The organism is Blastococcus carthaginiensis (assembly GCF_030731085.1).
Classification (GTDB): Bacteria; Actinomycetota; Actinomycetes; order Mycobacteriales; family Geodermatophilaceae; genus Blastococcus; species Blastococcus carthaginiensis.
Window position 1 is genome coordinate 43404 of record NZ_JASNFN010000034.1, and the last position, 15017, is coordinate 58420.

Sequence of the window (15017 nt, forward strand, 5' to 3'; positions counted from 1 at the left end):
TGTGATGCCACCCGATCGTCATGCGCTCGGCGGCTCAGCCCGGGGCCGGCTGCCCGTAGAAGACCTGCTCGACGACCGTGCGCGCGTGCCGGGTGGTGCGCCGGTAGTCGTCGAGGAACCGGCCGGGTTCGTCGTCGGCGCCGTACCCGCAGGCGCGGGCGACCCCGCCCAGCTCCAGGCCCGGCCGGGGCAGCTGGTCGCTGGGGCGCCCGCGCACGAGGAAGATCGCGTTGCGCGACCGGGTGGCCAGCTCCCACGCCGCGGTGAGGGCCTCGGCCTGGTCCCCGTGCAGCAGGCCCTCCTCGGCGAGCGCGGCCAGCGCCTCCACGGTGGAGGGGACGCGCAGCGCCGGCACCCGCGCGGCGTGCTGCAGCTGGAGCAGCTGGGCGGTCCACTCGACGTCGGCCAGCCCGCCGCGGCCGAGCTTGGTGTGGGTGGCGGGGTCGGCCCCGCGCGGCAGCCGCTCGCGCTCCACCCGTGCCTTGATCCGGCGGATCTCGGCGACCTGCTCCGCGGAGAGCCCGTCGGCCGGGTAGCGGACCGGGTCGACGAGTGCCACGAACTCCGCGCCCAGCTGCTCGTCGCCGGCGACGGGGACGGCGCGCAGCAGCGCCTGCACCTCCCACACCGACACCCAGCGCTGGTAGTACTCCCGGAAGGCGGGGAGGCTGCGCACCAGGGCGCCCTGCCGGCCCTCGGGCCGCAGATCGGCGTCGATCTCGAACGCCGGGTCGGGGGCCGGTTCCGCGAGCAGCCGCCGCAGGGTGTGGGCGACGGCGTTCGCCGCCGCCGAGGCCTTCGCCTCCTCCGCACCGGCACGGGCCCGGTGGACGAAGAGCACGTCGGCGTCGGAGCCGAACCCGAGTTCCCCGCCCCCGAGGCGCCCCATGCCGATGACGGCGAGGTCCATCGGCAGGTCGTCGACGCCGACGCGGGCCTCCTGCGCGTGCGCCCGCAGGGCGGCATCGAGCCCGGCTCGCAGCGTGGCGGCGGCGACGTCGGTGAGCGCCCGGCCCACCCGGTGCACGTCGAGCCGGCCGAGCAGGTCCGCGGCGGCGATGCGCAGCAGCTCCTGCCGGCGCAGGCCGCGGATGACCCGCACCCCGGCCTGCGGATCGGGCGCACGGCCGGCCGCCTGCCGCCACGCCTTGGCCAGGGTGTCCGCCGACCGCGGCTCCAGCTCGGCGTCGTCGGCGAGCAGGCGCAGGGCCTCCGGCGTGCGGGTGAGCAGCGAGGCGACGTACTGGCTGGACCCCAGCAGCTGCGCCAGCCGCTCGGCGACCTGCCCCTCGTCGCGCAGCAGGCGGAGGTACCACTGGTTCCCGCCGAGCGCCTCGCTCACCTGCCGGTAGGCCAGCAGCCCGGCATCGGGGTCGGGGCAGGAGGCGAAGGTCTGCAGCAGCACCGGCAGCAGGTACTTCTGCATCGACGCCGACCGGGAGACGCCGCCCGTGAGGGCCGCCAGGTGCCGCAGCGCCCCCTCCGGGTCGGCGAAGCCGAGGGCCCGCAGCCAGTCACCGGCCGCCTTCGAGCCCAGGTGCAGGCGCTCCCCGGGCACGCGGGCGACGGCGGAGAGCAGCGGCCGGTAGAACAGCTTCTCGTGCAGCCGCCGCACCTCGCGGGTGTGCAGCGCGAGCTCGGCCCGCAGCACGTCGACGGCGTCACCCCGGTGGTCGGGCTTGTACCCCAGCGAGCGGGCCAGCCAGCGCAGCTGCTGCTCGTCGGTGGGCAGCAGGTGGGTGCGCCGCAGCCGCAGCAGCTGGAGCCGGTGCTCGACGGTGCGCAGGAAGCGGTAGGAGGCGATCAGCGTGGCGGCGTCCTCCCGGCCGACGTAGCCCCCGGCCGACAGCGCCAGCAGCGCCGGCAGGGTGCCCCCGACCCGCAGGGTCGGATCGGCCCGGCCGTGCACCAGCTGCAGCAGCTGGACGGCGAACTCGACGTCGCGCAGCCCCCCGCGGCCGAGCTTCAGCTCGCGCTCGGCCTGGGCCGGCGGGATGTTGGCCTCCACCCGGCGGCGCATCGCCTGCACCTGGCCGACGAACCCGGGGCGGTCACCGGCCTTCCACACCAGCGGCCACAGCGCCTCGACGTAGCCGCGCCCCAGGTGCGGGTCCCCGGCGATCGGGCGCATCTTCAGCAGCGCCTGGAACTCCCAGGTGTCGGCCCACTGCTCGTAGTAGGCGGCGTGCCCGGCCACCGTGCGCACCAGCGCGCCGGCCTTGCCCTCGGGGCGCAGCGCCGCATCGACCTCCCAGGCCGCCTCCCGGCAGATGCGCATGAGCGACGCGGCGACCCGGGTGGCGCCGGCCAGCGCCGGCGGCTCGGGGTCACCGGGGTCGACCGGTTCGGCCACGAAGACGACGTCGACGTCGCTGACGTAGTTCAGCTCCCGCCCGCCGGTCTTGCCCAGGGCGACGACCGACAGCCGGCAGGCGGCCGTGTCTTCCGGCTGCTCGGCGACGGCGAGCGCCAGCCCGGCGGTGAGCACGGCGGCGGCGATGTCGGCGAGCTCGGCGGCGGCCTCCTCGGCCGGCACGCCGTCGGCCAGGTCGCGCCCGGCGAGGGACAGGATCGCCCGGCGGTAGGCGTGCCGGAGGGCGGCGATCCGCGAGGGCCCGGCGTCGGGCGCGGCGGAGCCCAGCCGGACGCCCCACGGCGGGTCGTCGGGGTCGGCGCCGACCGCCGCGAGCAGCTGCCGCTCCAGCGCGTGCGGGGTGGGCCGGCTCGGCCCGTTCGCGTCGTCGAGCACATCCCAGTCCAGCGGGTAGGCGGCGAGGTGGTCGGCCAGCCCCGAGCTCGCGCCCAGGACGGCGAGCAGCCGGGCGCGCAGGGGACCGGAGCCGCGCAGCCGGGCCAGCAGCGTGGCGGCCGCGCCACCGGTGTCGTCCTCGGCGTCCAGCGCCTCGACCAGCCGGTGCAGCGAGCGGACGGCGAGATCGGGGTCCCCCGCCCGCGCCAGCGCGGCGACCACCGGCCCCGCCTCGGGATCGGCCGGTTCGTTGCGGTCGAGGTCCCAGAGCCCCAGCGACGGGTCCGACAGCAGCCGGGCCGCGCGCTCGCCGTCCTCGAAGCCGAACCGGACGAGGCGGACCACCGCCCGCCGCGGGACCTCCGCCTGCGGCAGGCTCACGCGCGCACCTGCGCCCGCGACCGGACCAGGTCGGCGAACCGCCCGGCGAACGGCCGCCACACCTCGGCGAGGTCGTCGTGGGCCGCATCGGCCCGGGCGCACAGCGTCTCGACGTCCAGCGGGCTCGCCGCCACGCCGACGGGGTCGCTCGCGGCCCAGGCCCGCACCATCTCCGGCGTCGTCTCGATGTGGAACTGCAGCCCGTAGACGGCGGCGCCCATCCGGTAGGCCTGGTGCGGGTAGTGCGGGTTGCCGGCCAGCAGGGTGGCCCCGGCCGGCAGCTCGGAGATCTCGTCGTGGTGCCACTGGATCACGTCGGGAGACAGCGGCAACGGCCGGAACACGGGGTCGGCGTCGGCGGCGTCCCGCTTGGCGACCAGCGTCGCGCCGACCTCGGGCCCCTCCGCGCCGACCCGCGTGCGGCCCCCGCCGACCTGGGCCAGCAGCTGGGCGCCCAGGCATACGGCCAGCGTGGGCAGGTCCGCGGCGAGCGCCTGCCGGAGCAGCTCCCGCACGCCGACGAGCTCGGGGCTGGTCGCCTCGTCGTCCAGCGACGACTGCGGCCCGCCCAGCACGAGCAGCCCGTCGTACCCCTCCAGGGTGGCGGGCAGCTCGGCACCGAAGCCCAGCCGGCGCTCGTCAAGCTCCAGGCCCGCCGCGCGCAGCCACTCCCCCAGCCGGGCCGGCGGATCGGTCTCGCTGGGGACGACGACGAGCAGGCGGGTCACCCGGCCGAGCCTAGTTCCCGGTGAGGTGCTGGAACGGCCTCGTCGCAGGGACCCGCGCCGAGCCTGCAAGGCGTGGGGGGCGACGAGGTCCTTTCAGAGCCCGGGGAGGTAGCGGCGCAGCTCGAACGGCGTGACGTTCTGCCGGTAGGAGTTGAACTCCTCCCACTTGTTGCGGAGGAAGAACTCGAAGACGTGCTCCCCGAGCGTCTCGGCGACCAGCTCGCTGCCCTGCATCGCGGCGAGCGCCTCGCCGAGGCTGACCGGCAGGTCCTCGTACCCGGCCGCGCGCCGCTCGGTGTCGGTGAGCGACCAGACGTCGTCCTCGGCCTCCGGCGGCAGCTCGTACCCCTTCTCGATGCCGCGCAGCCCGGCGGCCAGCAGCACCGCGAAGGTGAGGTAGGGGTTGCAGGCGGAGTCCGGCGAGCGCACCTCGACCCGGGCCGACTGCGCCTTGCTGGGCTTGTAGCTCGGCAGGCGGACCAGCGCCGAGCGGTTGGCCCGGCCCCAGGTCGCCGCCGTCGGGGCCTCGGTGCCGGCCAGCAGCCGCCGGTAGGAGTTCACCGTCTGGTTGGTGACGGCGGTGACCTCGCGGGCGTGGGTCAGCAGGCCCGCGATGAACTGCTTGCCGGTCGTCGACAGCCGCATCGGCTCGGCCGGGTCGTGGAAGGCGTTGCGGTCGCCCTCGAACAGCGACAGGTGGGTGTGCATCGCCGAGCCGGCGAGCTCGGTGAACGGCTTGGGCATGAACGTCGCGTGCACGCCCTGGGCCAGCGCCACCTCCCGGACGACGTGCCGCAGCGTCATGATGTTGTCGGCCATGGAGAGCGCGTCGGCGTAGCGCAGGTCGATCTCCTGCTGCCCCGGGGCCACCTCGTGGTGGCTGAACTCCACCGAGATGCCCATCGCCTCCAGCGCGAAGACCGCCTCGCGCCGGAAGTCGTGCGCCACGTTGTGGGTCGACAGGTCGAAGTAGCCGCCGGTGTCGGCCGGCTGCGGCGGGGTGCCGTCGGTGGGCAGGTCCTTGAGCAGGAAGAACTCGATCTCGGGGTGCGTGTAGAAGGTGAACCCCATGTCGCCGGCCTTGGCCAGCGCCCGGCGCAGCACGTGGCGCGGGTCGGCCCACGACGGCGAGCCGTCGGGCAACGTGATGTCGCAGAACATCCGCGCGGTGTCGCTGGGACGGCCCTCGCGGGCCGGCATCACCTGGAACGTGCCCGGGTCGGGCTTGGCCAGCATGTCGGACTCGTAGACCCGGGCGAAGCCCTCGATCGCCGAGCCGTCGAAGCCGATGCCCTCGGCGAACGCCGCCTCGATCTCCGCCGGGGCCACCGCGACGGCCTTGAGGTAGCCGGAGACGTCGGTGAACCACAGCCGCACGAAGCGGATGTCGCGCTCTTCCAGGGTCCGCAGGACGAACTCCTGCTGTCGGTCCATGCCGGCCATGATCCAGTCCGCTCGTTTCGGGGGTGTGACGTCGACGCAAGCCTGCCCCGTCCGGGCGATCCGCACACCGTCCCGCGCCCCATGACGACGTGTCGCGGGAGACCGCGACCGGTCAGCCGGGCGAGTGCCACTCCGGCGGGCTCAGCACGGCGGCCATCCGGCCGAGCTCGGCCCGGTGCAGCGAGGCGAGCCGGCCCAGGACCTCCTCCCCCGCGGCGGTGAGGACCACCCGCACCGCGCGGGCGTCGTCGGGGTGCGGCGCCCGCCCCACCAGGTCCTGCTTCTGCGCGCGGTCGACGAGCTCCACCACGCTGTGGTGGCGCAGCTGCAGCCGGTCGGCCAGCTCCCGGACCGTGGCCCACTCCCGCTCCGGGAAGCCCTTGAGCGCCAGGAGCAGCTGGTACTGCTGGGGGGTGAGCCCGTGTCGGCGCACGATCTCCTCGCTGAAGCGCAGGTAGCGCCGGATGCCGAACCGGAAGCGGGCCAGCGCCTCGAAGTCCTGCTTGTCCAGCGGCGCTGCGGCCTGGTCGTCGGGCGGTGCCACCGCCACATCCCACCACGGCGCGCGGAGTTCCCGTCCGCGATGTATCGCACTACGATACGACGACGGACCGTCCCGAGGAGGGGCTCGTGCTCAGCGACGCCGAACACCGCACCATCGAGGCCCTCGAGGCCGGCCTGCTCGCCGACCGGCACTTCTCCCGCGCGGTCGACCTCGTCGCGCGGCGCCTGCGGCCCCGGGCCGCACCCGTGGTGCTCGGTGTGGGCGCCGCGATCCCCACCGGTGCGCTGGTCTGGGCGGCCGCCGAAGCGCAGCGGCGGCGGTGCCCGCTGCAGGTCGTGCACGCGGTCCGCCCTTCCCTCACCGGGGCGGCGGTCCTGGACCGGGCGGTCGCCCTGGCCGAGACGCTGGCACCGGATGTCGACGTGAGCGCGCACCCGGCGCCCGGCCCGGTGGACCAGGTCCTCCTGCAGGCCGGCCGCACCGCCCGCCTCCTCGTCCTCGGCACGCGGGAGCACGCGCCGCGACCAGGGCTCGGGCAGGCGCTCTGGCGCAGGCCGCTGGCCTGGCGGGTGGCAGCGGCCGCGCACTGCCCGGTCGCCGTCGTCCGCACGCGACCCGGTGGCGGGGCCGCGGACGCGGGCTGCGGCATCGTGGTCGGCGTCGACGGCGGGCCGGGTTCGGAAGCCGCCCTCCTCTTCGCCCTGCGGTGTGCGCAGGAGCGCCGGACGAGCCTCACCGCGGTCCACGCCTGGACCGCCGACCGCCCGGCCGACCTCGAGGGGATGGCCGCCCCGGTCGCCACCTCCGAGGCCCACGCCCACCGGCGCGCGGCGCTCGCGGTGGAACGCTGGCGCGCCCTCTGCCCCGACGTGCCGGTCGTGGTCGACACCGTGCGGGGGGACCCGGCCGCCGCGCTGGTGGAGAGCGCGGCGGGGGCGGCGCTGGTGGTGGTCGGGGCCCGCCGTCGCGGACCGACCCGCGCCGCGGTCCTCGGATCGGTGAGCCGGGACCTGATCCAGCGGGGAACCGCACCGGTCGCCGTCGTCCCACCGGCCCCGGTCGCGGGCCGCACCCACCTCGCCGCCCGGAGGTAGCTCCACCCCCACCTGGCCGTCGCAGCCGGCGGACGACGAGACTGGCGGCGTGAGCGATCAGCAGCCGGTGCAGATGCGGGTGTCCCTGGCCCAGGTCGACACGCGGGTCGGCGACCTCGCGGGCAACAGCGACCTCGTCGTCCACCGGGCGGCGGAGGCGGCCGCGGCGGGGGCCCACCTCGTCGTCTTCCCCGAGATGACGCTGACCGGCTACCCGCCGGAGGACCTGGTGCTCCGGGAGTCCTTCGCCCGCGCCAGCGAGCAGGCGCTGGTCGACCTCGCCGCGCGGCTGGCCGCAGAGGGGCTGGGCGGGCTGGCCGTCGTCGTCGGGTACCTGGCGCACACCGAGGGCAGCGGGCCGGCCCCGGTCGACGAGCCGCCCACGGACGACGACCGGCCCAGCGACGCCAACCCCCGCCGGGGCGCCCCGCGCAACGCCGCGGCCCTGCTGCACGGTGGCGACGTCGTCGTCCGCTACTACAAGCGGCACCTGCCCAACTACGGCGTCTTCGACGAGGCCCGGTACTTCGTGCCCGGCACCGAGCTGCCCGTGGTCCGCCTGCACGGCGTCGACGTCGCGCTGACGGTCTGCGAGGACCTCTGGGTCGAGGGCGGGCCGTGCGGGGTCGCCGGCCAGGCCGGGGTGGACCTCGTCGTCTCCCCCAACGCCTCCCCGTACGAACGCGCCAAGGACGACCTCCGGCTGCCGCTCGTGCGGCGCCGCGCCGCCGAGGCGCGGGCGGCGATCCTCTACTGCAACCAGGTCGGCGGCCAGGACGAGCTGGTGTTCGACGGCGACTCGATGGTCGTCGCCCCCACCGGCGAGCTCCTGGCCCGGGCGCCGCAGTTCGTGGAGCACCTGCTCACCGTCGACCTGGCGCTCGACCCGTCGGCGGTGCCGGAGCGGCGCGACGGCCGCATCGGCCCGATGACCGTCACCCGCCACGTGCTGTCCGACGAGCCGGTCGACGCCTACGAGGCGCGGCCGGCCACGGTCGCCGAGCCGCTCGGCGACTGCGAGGAGGTCTGGCGGGCGCTGGTGCTGGGCCTGCGCGACTTCATCGACAAGAACGGCATGCCCTCGGTGGTGCTGGGCCTGTCCGGCGGCATCGACTCGGCGGTCTGCGCCGCCCTCGCCGTCGACGCACTCGGCGCCGACCGGGTGCACGGCGTCGGGCTGCCGTCGAAGTGGTCCAGCGAGCACTCGCTCGCCGACGCCGAGGACCTCGCGCGCCGCACCGGGCTGCAGTACTCGGTCGTGCCGATCGCGCCGATGGTCGACGCGTTCGAGACCTCGGTGGAGCTCTCCGGCGTCGCCGCGGAGAACCTGCAGGCGCGGGTGCGCGGCACCCTGCTCATGGCGCTGTCCAACCAGCACGGGCACCTGCTGCTGACGACGGGCAACAAGAGCGAGGTCGCCGTCGGCTACTCGACCCTGTACGGCGACTCGGCCGGCGGCTTCGCCCCGATCAAGGACGTGCCCAAGACCCTGGTGTGGGAGCTGGCCCGCTGGCGCAACGCGCACGCCGCCGAGCGGGGGGAGACCGAGCCGATCCCGCGGAACTCCATCGACAAGCCGCCGTCGGCCGAGCTGGCGCCGGGCCAGGTGGACAGCGACTCGCTGCCGTCCTACGAGGAGCTGGACGCGGTGATCGCCGACTACGTCGACCGCGACCTCGGCCTGGCGCAGCTGCTCGAGCGGGGGCACGACGCCGACGTGGTGGCCCGCGTCCTCCGACTGGTGGACAGCGCCGAGTTCAAGCGCCGCCAGTCGGCGCCCGGCACCAAGATCAGCCTCAAGGCGTTCGGCCGCGACCGGCGGCTGCCCGTCACCAACCGGTGGCGGGAGACCGTGCCCACCGTCGTCGAGGGAGCCCAGGCATGACGGAGTCACCGCTGTACGGAGGTACCTCCACCGCGCGGGTGCGCATCCACCACCTGCAGCAGGCCAAGCAGCGCGGCGAGAAGTGGGCGATGCTCACCGCCTACGACACCTACAGTGCGGCCGTCTTCGAGGAGGCCGGCATCCCGGTGATGCTGGTGGGCGACTCCTCCGGCAACGTCGTCCTCGGGCACACCAGCACCGTGCCGGTGACCGTCGACGACATCCTGCTGATGACCAAGGCGGTCACCCGCTCCACCTCGCGGGCGCTGATCGTCGCCGACCTGCCTTTCGGCAGCTACGAGTCCGGCCCGCAGCAGGCGTTCGGGACCGCCGTCCGCATGATGAAGGAGGGCGGGGCCCAGGCGGTCAAGCTCGAGGGCGGGCTGCGGGTGGCGCCGCAGATCAGGCTGCTGCACGACGCCGGTATCCCGGTGATGGCGCACATCGGCTTCACGCCGCAGAGCGAGCACGCGCTCGGCGGGTTCCGGGTGCAGGGCCGCGGCGCGGGGGCCGAGCAGCTCCTGACCGACGCGCACGCCGTCCAGGAGGCCGGCGCGTTCGCCGTCGTCCTGGAGATGGTGCCGGCCACGATCGCCGCGCAGGTGACGAAGGAGCTCGCCATCCCGACCATCGGCATCGGGGCCGGGGTCGACTGCGACGCCCAGGTGCTGGTGTGGCCGGACATGGCCGGGCTCAACGGCGGCCGGGTGCCGAAGTTCGTCAAGAAGTACGCCGACCTGCGGGGTGAGCTGCTGCGGGCGGCGCAGGAGTTCGCCGACGACGTCAGGGGCGGGACCTTCCCGGGGCCGGAGCACTCGTTCGACTGACGGCGTACCGGAGGGCCAGCAACCCGTAGCCGAGCGCGTTGACGCCGGACGCGGTCACGTAGATGCCGAGCTGGGTGCCGGTCGCGTCGACGTCCAGCCCGAGCGGGTCGAACAGGTAGTGGCCCAGGAAACCACCCTCGTAGGCCGGCGCGCCGGCGCGCTCCCGCAGCCAGAGCTCGAGGTCGGTGAGCGGGCAGTCGGCGCCGGCCAGGTTGACGCCCAGGATCACCAGGGCGACGGGGGCGTGCAGCAGCACCAGCCGGGGCCACCGGAGGGCGAGCAGGGCGCCGACCAGCATGAACAGGACGGCGGCGGCGTGCACGAGCGCCACCGCGTGCGCGAGCAGCACTCCCCCACTGTGCCACCCGGTCCCGGGTTGAGCGGTGCACCCGGCCGGCCTAGGGTCCCGGCGGTGATCATCTCGGCCGGCACCGTCGAGCTGCGCCCGTCGCTGCGCACGATGGGGCGGGCCTTCGTCGCGCCCACCCAGCTCCTGCTCATGGCGCTGCTGGCTGTCAACGGAGCCTTGCTGGCGGCCGACGGCGATGCGGTCGTGCTCTGGGTGCCGGCCGCCGCGCTCGGGCTCGCGGTCTTGGTGGTCGCGGTCTGGCGGCTCGTGGGCCGGCTCCAGGTCACCGGCCAGGAGCTGCGCTGCCGGAACCTCCTCTGCACCCGGGCCGTGCCGCGGTCGCGGGTGGCCGAGTCGGTGCTGCTCCCCGCGTTCCGAGATGGTGCCGGCGCACGCCCGTCCGGCTTGCTGGTCGTCCTGGACGGCGCCCGGCGCCCGCTGCTGCGGCTGGACGGGCTGTGGTGGGGCCGGGACCGGCTGGCCGCCATCGCCGAGGCCGTCGGCGCCCCGGTGCGGCTCGTCCCCGAGGAGCTCACCCCCGCCGACCTGGCCTGGCGCAACGTCTACGAGCTGCCGTGGCGGCACCGCCACCCGTACCTGGTGCAGGTCCTGACGACGATCGCGATCCTCGTCGGCGCCGTCGCCGCCGCCCGGCTGGCCGGGAGCTGAGCGCCGGTCAGCCCGCGAGCTGGGACAGCAGCACCCCGGGCGCCTCGGCGAGCGAGGGGCCGTACCAGGTGAGGTGCCGCCCGCTCACGAACGCCGGCCGCGCCTGGGGCCACGCCTCCGGCCCGTCCTCCGGCGTGAACGCGTAGGGCTCGTCGGGGAGGACGACGAGCTCCGCCGGCACCGTCGCGGGCTCGTCCCGGCCGAGCTTCGGGTACCGGTCGGCGTGGCCCGCGAAGACGTTGCGGACGCCGAGCCGGGCCAGCACGTCGCCGGCGAAGGTGTCGCGGCCCAGCACCATCCAGGGGCGGCGCCAGATCGGGATCACCGCGGCGACGTCCGGCAACCGCGCCGGCGACGCCCAGGCCGCCCGGGCGTCGGCCAGCCAGGCCGGGTCCGCGTGGCCGAGCACGGCGCAGAGCCGGGTGAGCGAGTCGAGCGCCTGCTCGACGGTGGCCGGGGCGGTCACCCACACCGGCACGCCGGCGGCGCGCAGCGCGGCGACGTCCTCGTCCCGGTTCTCCTCGGCGTTGGCGACCACCAGGTCCGGGGCGAGGTCGAGCACCCGGCCGACGTCGGGCCACTTAGTGCCGCCCACCCGCGGGAGGTCGAGCCCCGCCGGGTGGGTGCACCAGTCGGTCGCCCCGGCCAGCAACCCGGCGTCGGTCGCGGCGATCGCCTCGGTGAGCGAGGGCACCAGCGAGACGACCCGCCGCGGCGGCGGCCCCGCGTAGGGCCGCCGCTGGTCGTCGCGCGACTCAGACGTCGGTGATCCGGACGCCCGCGTGGACCTTGTACCGGCGGTTGACCGACACCAGGTTGATCGTCAGCGCCTCGACCTGGCGGGCGTTGCGCAGCCGGCCGGCGTAGATGCCGCGCATCCCCGGGAGCCGGCCGGCGAGCGCCTGCACGGTGTCCATGGACGCCCGGTCGTCGCCGACCACCATGACGTCGCCGTCGATGGTGGGCTGGGAGAGGTCCTCGAGCAGCTTGGCCGAGAGGTGGTGGAAGGCGCCGACCACGTGCGAGTCGGGCAGCAGGGCGGCCGCCTGCTGGGCGGCGCTCCCCTCCTCGACGTCGAGCACGTAGGCCCCGAGCTCGTCGAAGCCCATGGGCACGACGCAGTCGACGACGATCTTCCCGGCCAGCGGGGTCGCCAGCTCGGCGAGCGTCGCGGCGTGCCCGGCGAAGGGGACGGCGACGATGACCAGGTCCGCCGCGCCCGCGACGTCGACGTTCGAGCCGCCGGTGACCGAGACCTCCACCCCGCCGGCCACCGTGGCTGCGCGCTCGGCGACCTCGGCGGCCACCTCGGCCGCGCGCTCGGCATCCCGGGAGCCCAGCAGCACCCGCTGCCCCTGGGCGGCCAGCCGCACGGCCAGCCCGCGCCCCTGCGGACCGGTGCCGCCCAGCACACCCACGACCAGTTCCTCGACCGCGCGACCGTCCGTCACGTCCACCCCTTCCGCGGCGCCGGACGACCCGGCGGCTGGCACCGATCATGCCTGGCCACCGGGACGGAGCTCAGCGCTCGTCCCACTCGCGGTCCTCCGCGTCGAGCTCCTCGTTGCGCTCGGCGACGGAGGCGAGCGCGTGCTCGGCCTCCTCGCGGGTCTCGTACGGGCCGAGCCGGTGCCGCTCGGCGCACCCCTCGCGCGGCTCGACGGTGTTGTGCCTGAGGCAGTAGAACCAGGGCCCCTCGCTCATGCGCGACCTCCTTCGCTCGTCGGACGCGCCTAGCCTTCCACCGGTCACGCGGACCCGCTCGGACGGCGGCGGCGCCTGCTCCAGCCCTCTGCTCTCACCCGGAAGGGGCGCCGGTCGGTGACCGGTGAGGCACAGGGGGTGTCGGATCACCGGTTCGTGCTGCATCCTGCAGCGGTGACCGGCCCGGACGTGCGAGCCCCTGACCTGGCCACCGCCACCCCGGAGCCGGCGACCGCGCACGGCCAGGAGCACCGCGTCGCCGCCCTGACCCTCGCGGTGCTGCTGGCCACGGGCGCCCTGATGGGCTCGGTCAACCTCGTCGTGGACGGCGTGCTGCGCGAGGGCGCGGCCCGGTGGGCCTACGCCGGCACGATGCTGCTGCTCCTCGCCCTCGCCGCCTCGCTGGTCGCACGGGGCCGGCTCGGGCCGGGGCACACGCTCGCCCTGGTCCTGCTGGGTGACCTGATCTACCTCGTCGTGGTCCTCTGCATCGAAGACCCCCTGCGGTACGCCACCCCGCTCATGCTGCTGTTCCCCGCCCTCGCGGCCGCCTGGTTCCTGGAGGCGCGGGCGCTCACCGTGCACATGGCCGTGACGACCGCCGTCTGCCTGGCCGCGCTGTGGCCGAGCTACGACAGCGCCCTCGCCCTCGGTGTCCAGGTCGGGGTGAGCGCCTGCACGCTGAACGGCGCGGCGACCTCGGTGTTCCTGCTGCGCCGGCGGGTGCAGCGCCTGCTGGTGGCGACCGAGACGCTCACCCAGATCGACCCGCTCACCGGGCTGCACAACCGCCGCTACCTCGTCGAGCAGGCCGACCGCCTGTGGCGGCAGGCGCGGCGGGACGGCACCCAGGTGTGCGCCATGGTGCTCGACCTCGACCACTTCAAGCGGCTCAACGACGAGTTCGGGCACGCCGTCGGCGACGCCGTCCTCAGCGCCGTCGCCACCTCCCTCGCGGCCGCCGTCCGCCCCGCCGACGTGCTGGCCCGCATCGGGGGTGAGGAGCTCGTGGTCCTGGGGTCGGTGAGCGACGCAGCCGAGGCCGGCCACCTGGCCGAGCGGCTGCGGTCGGCCGTCGCCCGGGGCCACGGCGCCGGGGGGCATGGTGTCACCGCCTCCATCGGGCTCGCCGTCACCCGCCCGGTCGACGGCGAGGAGGCCGTGGCGGCGCTCTGGCGGCTGGTCGACGAGGCCGACGGGGCGATGTACCGGGCCAAGCGCGAGGGCCGGGACCGGGTGGCCACCGCGGGGGTCCCGCGCGCCCGCAGCCCGCGCGCCGAGGAGACCAGCTCCTAGACCGGTGCGGTCGGCGCTACACGGCCGGCCGCTCGACCGGTGGTTCCGGCGGTTCTCTGCTTGGCTGAGGGCATGTCGCTCGTCGCGCCCGGCCCGACGCGCACGGCGCCGCCTCCGCTGCGCGTGCAGGCCGACGTGCGCGACCGGTGGTTGACCCAGCGGCTGCTCGACGTCCTCCCCGGCCTGATGGACCGGGCGGGCATCGACCTGTGGATCGTGGCCGGCCGCGAGTACAACGAGGACCCGGTCCTCGCCACGCTGCTGCCGGCGTCCTGGTTGTCCGCCCGGCGGCGCACGATCCTGCTGCTGCACCGCAGCGACGACGGCGTCACCCCCGCGGCGGTCTCCCGCTACCCGGTGGGCCAGTTCCTGCCCGCGTGGACCGTCGACCCCCGCGAACCCGCGGGGCGGGGCCAGTGGGCGGAGGTCCGCCGCTTCGTGGAGCAGGCCGATCCCCGCCGCATCGGCATCGACGTCTCCGAGGACTTCGCGCTCGCCGACGGCCTCTCCCACACCGAGCACCGGTTGCTCACCGAGGCGCTGGGCCCCTACGCCGAGCGGCTGGTCTCGGCCGAGCGGCTGGCGGTGAGCTGGCTGGAGACGCGCCTCCCGGAGGAGATCGACGCGCTGCGCGGGATGAACCGGCTGGTGCACCAGGTGATCGCGGAGGCCTTCTCCCCCGCCGTCGTGCGGGTGGGCGAGACGAGCCCCCTCGACGTGGCGTGGTGGATCCGGCAGCGCTTCCACGACCTCGGTGTGGAGCCGTGGTTCCAGCCGTCGGTGCTGCTGCAGCGGGCCGGGGTGCCGCTGGCCGAGGACGGCGGCACGCTGCTCCCCGCCGTCCCCGGGGACGCGGTGGTGCAGCCCGGTGACCTGCTGCACTGCGACGTCGGCCTGAGCTGCCTGGGCCTGCGCACCGACACCCAGCGCAACGCCTACGTCCTGCACGCGGGCGAGACCGACGCCCCCGCCGGGCTGCGCGCCGCCCTGCAGGCGGCCAACCGGCTGCAGGAGCTCACCACGGCCGCGCTGGTGCCGGGCCGCACCGGCAACGAGGTGCTGGCCGCCGCCCGCGCCGCGGCGGCGGACGAGGGCCTCGACGGGGACGTCTACTCCCACCCCATCGGCTATCACGGGCACGGCGCCGGCCCGGCCATCGGCCAGTGGGACCAGCAGCAGGGCGTGCCCGGGGCCGGCGACTACCCGGTGCACCCGGACACGGCCTACGCCCTGGAGCTCGCCGTGCGTCGCACGGTGCCCGAGTGGGGCGGCCAGTGCGTCCGGCTGGGGCTCGAGGAGGGCATCGCGCTCACCGACGCCGGCGTCGAGTACCTCGACGGGCGGCAGACCGACTTCCTGCTCATCGGCTGACAGCCGCGCCGCGCCC

Annotated in this window: 14 protein-coding genes; 6 read left to right on the forward strand and 8 right to left on the reverse strand. The window is 75.7% G+C overall.

The window, feature by feature from the left end; all coding sequences use genetic code 11:
* Positions 1-34: 34 nt before the first annotated feature.
* The 4 genes from QOZ88_RS20305 to QOZ88_RS20320 form a co-directional block, all read right to left on the reverse strand.
* Positions 35-3130 carry a bifunctional [glutamine synthetase] adenylyltransferase/[glutamine synthetase]-adenylyl-L-tyrosine phosphorylase gene (locus QOZ88_RS20305; protein WP_306001518.1) on the reverse strand — a complete coding sequence of 1032 codons (3096 nt, stop codon included), beginning with the start codon at positions 3128-3130 and terminating at the stop codon, positions 35-37.
* Positions 3127-3858 carry a type 1 glutamine amidotransferase gene (locus tag QOZ88_RS20310; protein ID WP_306001519.1) on the reverse strand — a complete coding sequence of 244 codons (732 nt, stop codon included), beginning with the start codon at positions 3856-3858 and terminating at the stop codon, positions 3127-3129. Before QOZ88_RS20310 ends, QOZ88_RS20305 begins: the two co-directional genes overlap by 4 nt.
* 93 nt (positions 3859-3951) lie before the next feature.
* Positions 3952-5292 carry a type I glutamate--ammonia ligase gene (gene glnA, locus QOZ88_RS20315; protein WP_306001520.1) on the reverse strand — a complete coding sequence of 447 codons (1341 nt, stop codon included), beginning with the start codon at positions 5290-5292 and terminating at the stop codon, positions 3952-3954.
* A 121-nt stretch (positions 5293-5413) separates the two neighbouring features.
* Positions 5414-5845 carry a MarR family winged helix-turn-helix transcriptional regulator gene (locus tag QOZ88_RS20320; RefSeq protein ID WP_306001521.1) on the reverse strand — a complete coding sequence of 144 codons (432 nt, stop codon included), beginning with the start codon at positions 5843-5845 and terminating at the stop codon, positions 5414-5416.
* Between the two features lie 86 nt (positions 5846-5931).
* On the opposite strand from QOZ88_RS20320, the gene QOZ88_RS20325 reads away from it, so the two are divergent.
* Genes QOZ88_RS20325 through panB form a run of 3 tightly spaced genes read left to right on the forward strand, consistent with a single transcriptional unit; the run spans position 5932 to position 9612 of the window.
* Entirely contained in the window at positions 5932-6900 is a 969-nt protein-coding gene (locus QOZ88_RS20325; protein WP_306001522.1) for a universal stress protein, read from the forward strand.
* A gap of 49 nt (positions 6901-6949) precedes the next feature.
* On the forward strand, positions 6950-8785 hold the full coding sequence (locus QOZ88_RS20330) for an NAD+ synthase (protein WP_306001523.1): 1836 nt from the start codon (positions 6950-6952) through the stop codon (positions 8783-8785).
* Positions 8782-9612: a 3-methyl-2-oxobutanoate hydroxymethyltransferase gene (gene panB / locus QOZ88_RS20335; protein WP_306001524.1), complete on the forward strand. Its 831-nt coding sequence runs from the start codon at positions 8782-8784 to the stop codon at positions 9610-9612. Before QOZ88_RS20330 ends, panB begins: the two co-directional genes overlap by 4 nt.
* Here panB and QOZ88_RS20340 read toward each other — a convergent pair.
* A complete protein-coding gene (locus QOZ88_RS20340) occupies positions 9569-9961 on the reverse strand; it encodes a DUF2784 domain-containing protein (protein ID WP_306001525.1) in 393 nt (130 codons plus the stop codon). The two genes, panB and QOZ88_RS20340, sit on opposite strands and share 44 nt — an antisense overlap.
* Positions 9962-10024: 63 nt before the next feature.
* Here QOZ88_RS20340 and QOZ88_RS20345 point away from each other — a divergent pair, with 63 nt between their 5' ends.
* Positions 10025-10630 carry a hypothetical protein gene (locus tag QOZ88_RS20345; protein WP_306001526.1) on the forward strand — a complete coding sequence of 202 codons (606 nt, stop codon included), beginning with the start codon at positions 10025-10027 and terminating at the stop codon, positions 10628-10630.
* Positions 10631-10637: 7 nt separating this feature from the next.
* Here QOZ88_RS20345 and QOZ88_RS20350 read toward each other — a convergent pair whose 3' ends face one another.
* The 3 genes from QOZ88_RS20350 to QOZ88_RS20360 form a co-directional block, all read right to left on the reverse strand.
* Positions 10638-11327, reverse strand: coding sequence for a helical backbone metal receptor (locus tag QOZ88_RS20350; protein ID WP_306001531.1), 690 nt, complete (start codon positions 11325-11327; stop codon positions 10638-10640).
* A 58-nt stretch (positions 11328-11385) separates the two neighbouring features.
* A complete protein-coding gene (npdG, locus tag QOZ88_RS20355; protein WP_306001527.1) occupies positions 11386-12081 on the reverse strand; it encodes an NADPH-dependent F420 reductase in 696 nt (231 codons plus the stop codon).
* Positions 12082-12151: 70 nt separating this feature from the next.
* Positions 12152-12334 (reverse strand): hypothetical protein, encoded by a 183-nt coding sequence (locus tag QOZ88_RS20360; protein WP_306001528.1) that lies wholly within the window; start codon positions 12332-12334, stop codon positions 12152-12154.
* Positions 12335-12508: 174 nt separating this feature from the next.
* Here QOZ88_RS20360 and QOZ88_RS20365 point away from each other — a divergent pair, with 174 nt between their 5' ends.
* Positions 12509-13630, forward strand: coding sequence for a GGDEF domain-containing protein (locus tag QOZ88_RS20365; protein ID WP_306001529.1), 1122 nt, complete (start codon positions 12509-12511; stop codon positions 13628-13630).
* A 72-nt stretch (positions 13631-13702) separates the two neighbouring features.
* Positions 13703-15001, forward strand: coding sequence for a M24 family metallopeptidase (locus tag QOZ88_RS20370; RefSeq protein WP_306001530.1), 1299 nt, complete (start codon positions 13703-13705; stop codon positions 14999-15001).
* Positions 15002-15017: the final 16 nt, after the last annotated feature.

Coding starts and splice junctions, on each gene's coding strand:
- glnA (WP_306001520.1), bottom strand. CDS start 5,292: ATGGACCGACAGCAGGAGTTCGTCCTGCGGACCCTGGAAGAGCGCGAC.
- panB (WP_306001524.1), top strand. CDS start 8,782: ATGACGGAGTCACCGCTGTACGGAGGTACCTCCACCGCGCGGGTGCGC.
- QOZ88_RS20360 (WP_306001528.1), bottom strand. CDS start 12,334: ATGAGCGAGGGGCCCTGGTTCTACTGCCTCAGGCACAACACCGTCGAG.
- QOZ88_RS20370 (WP_306001530.1), top strand. CDS start 13,703: ATGTCGCTCGTCGCGCCCGGCCCGACGCGCACGGCGCCGCCTCCGCTG.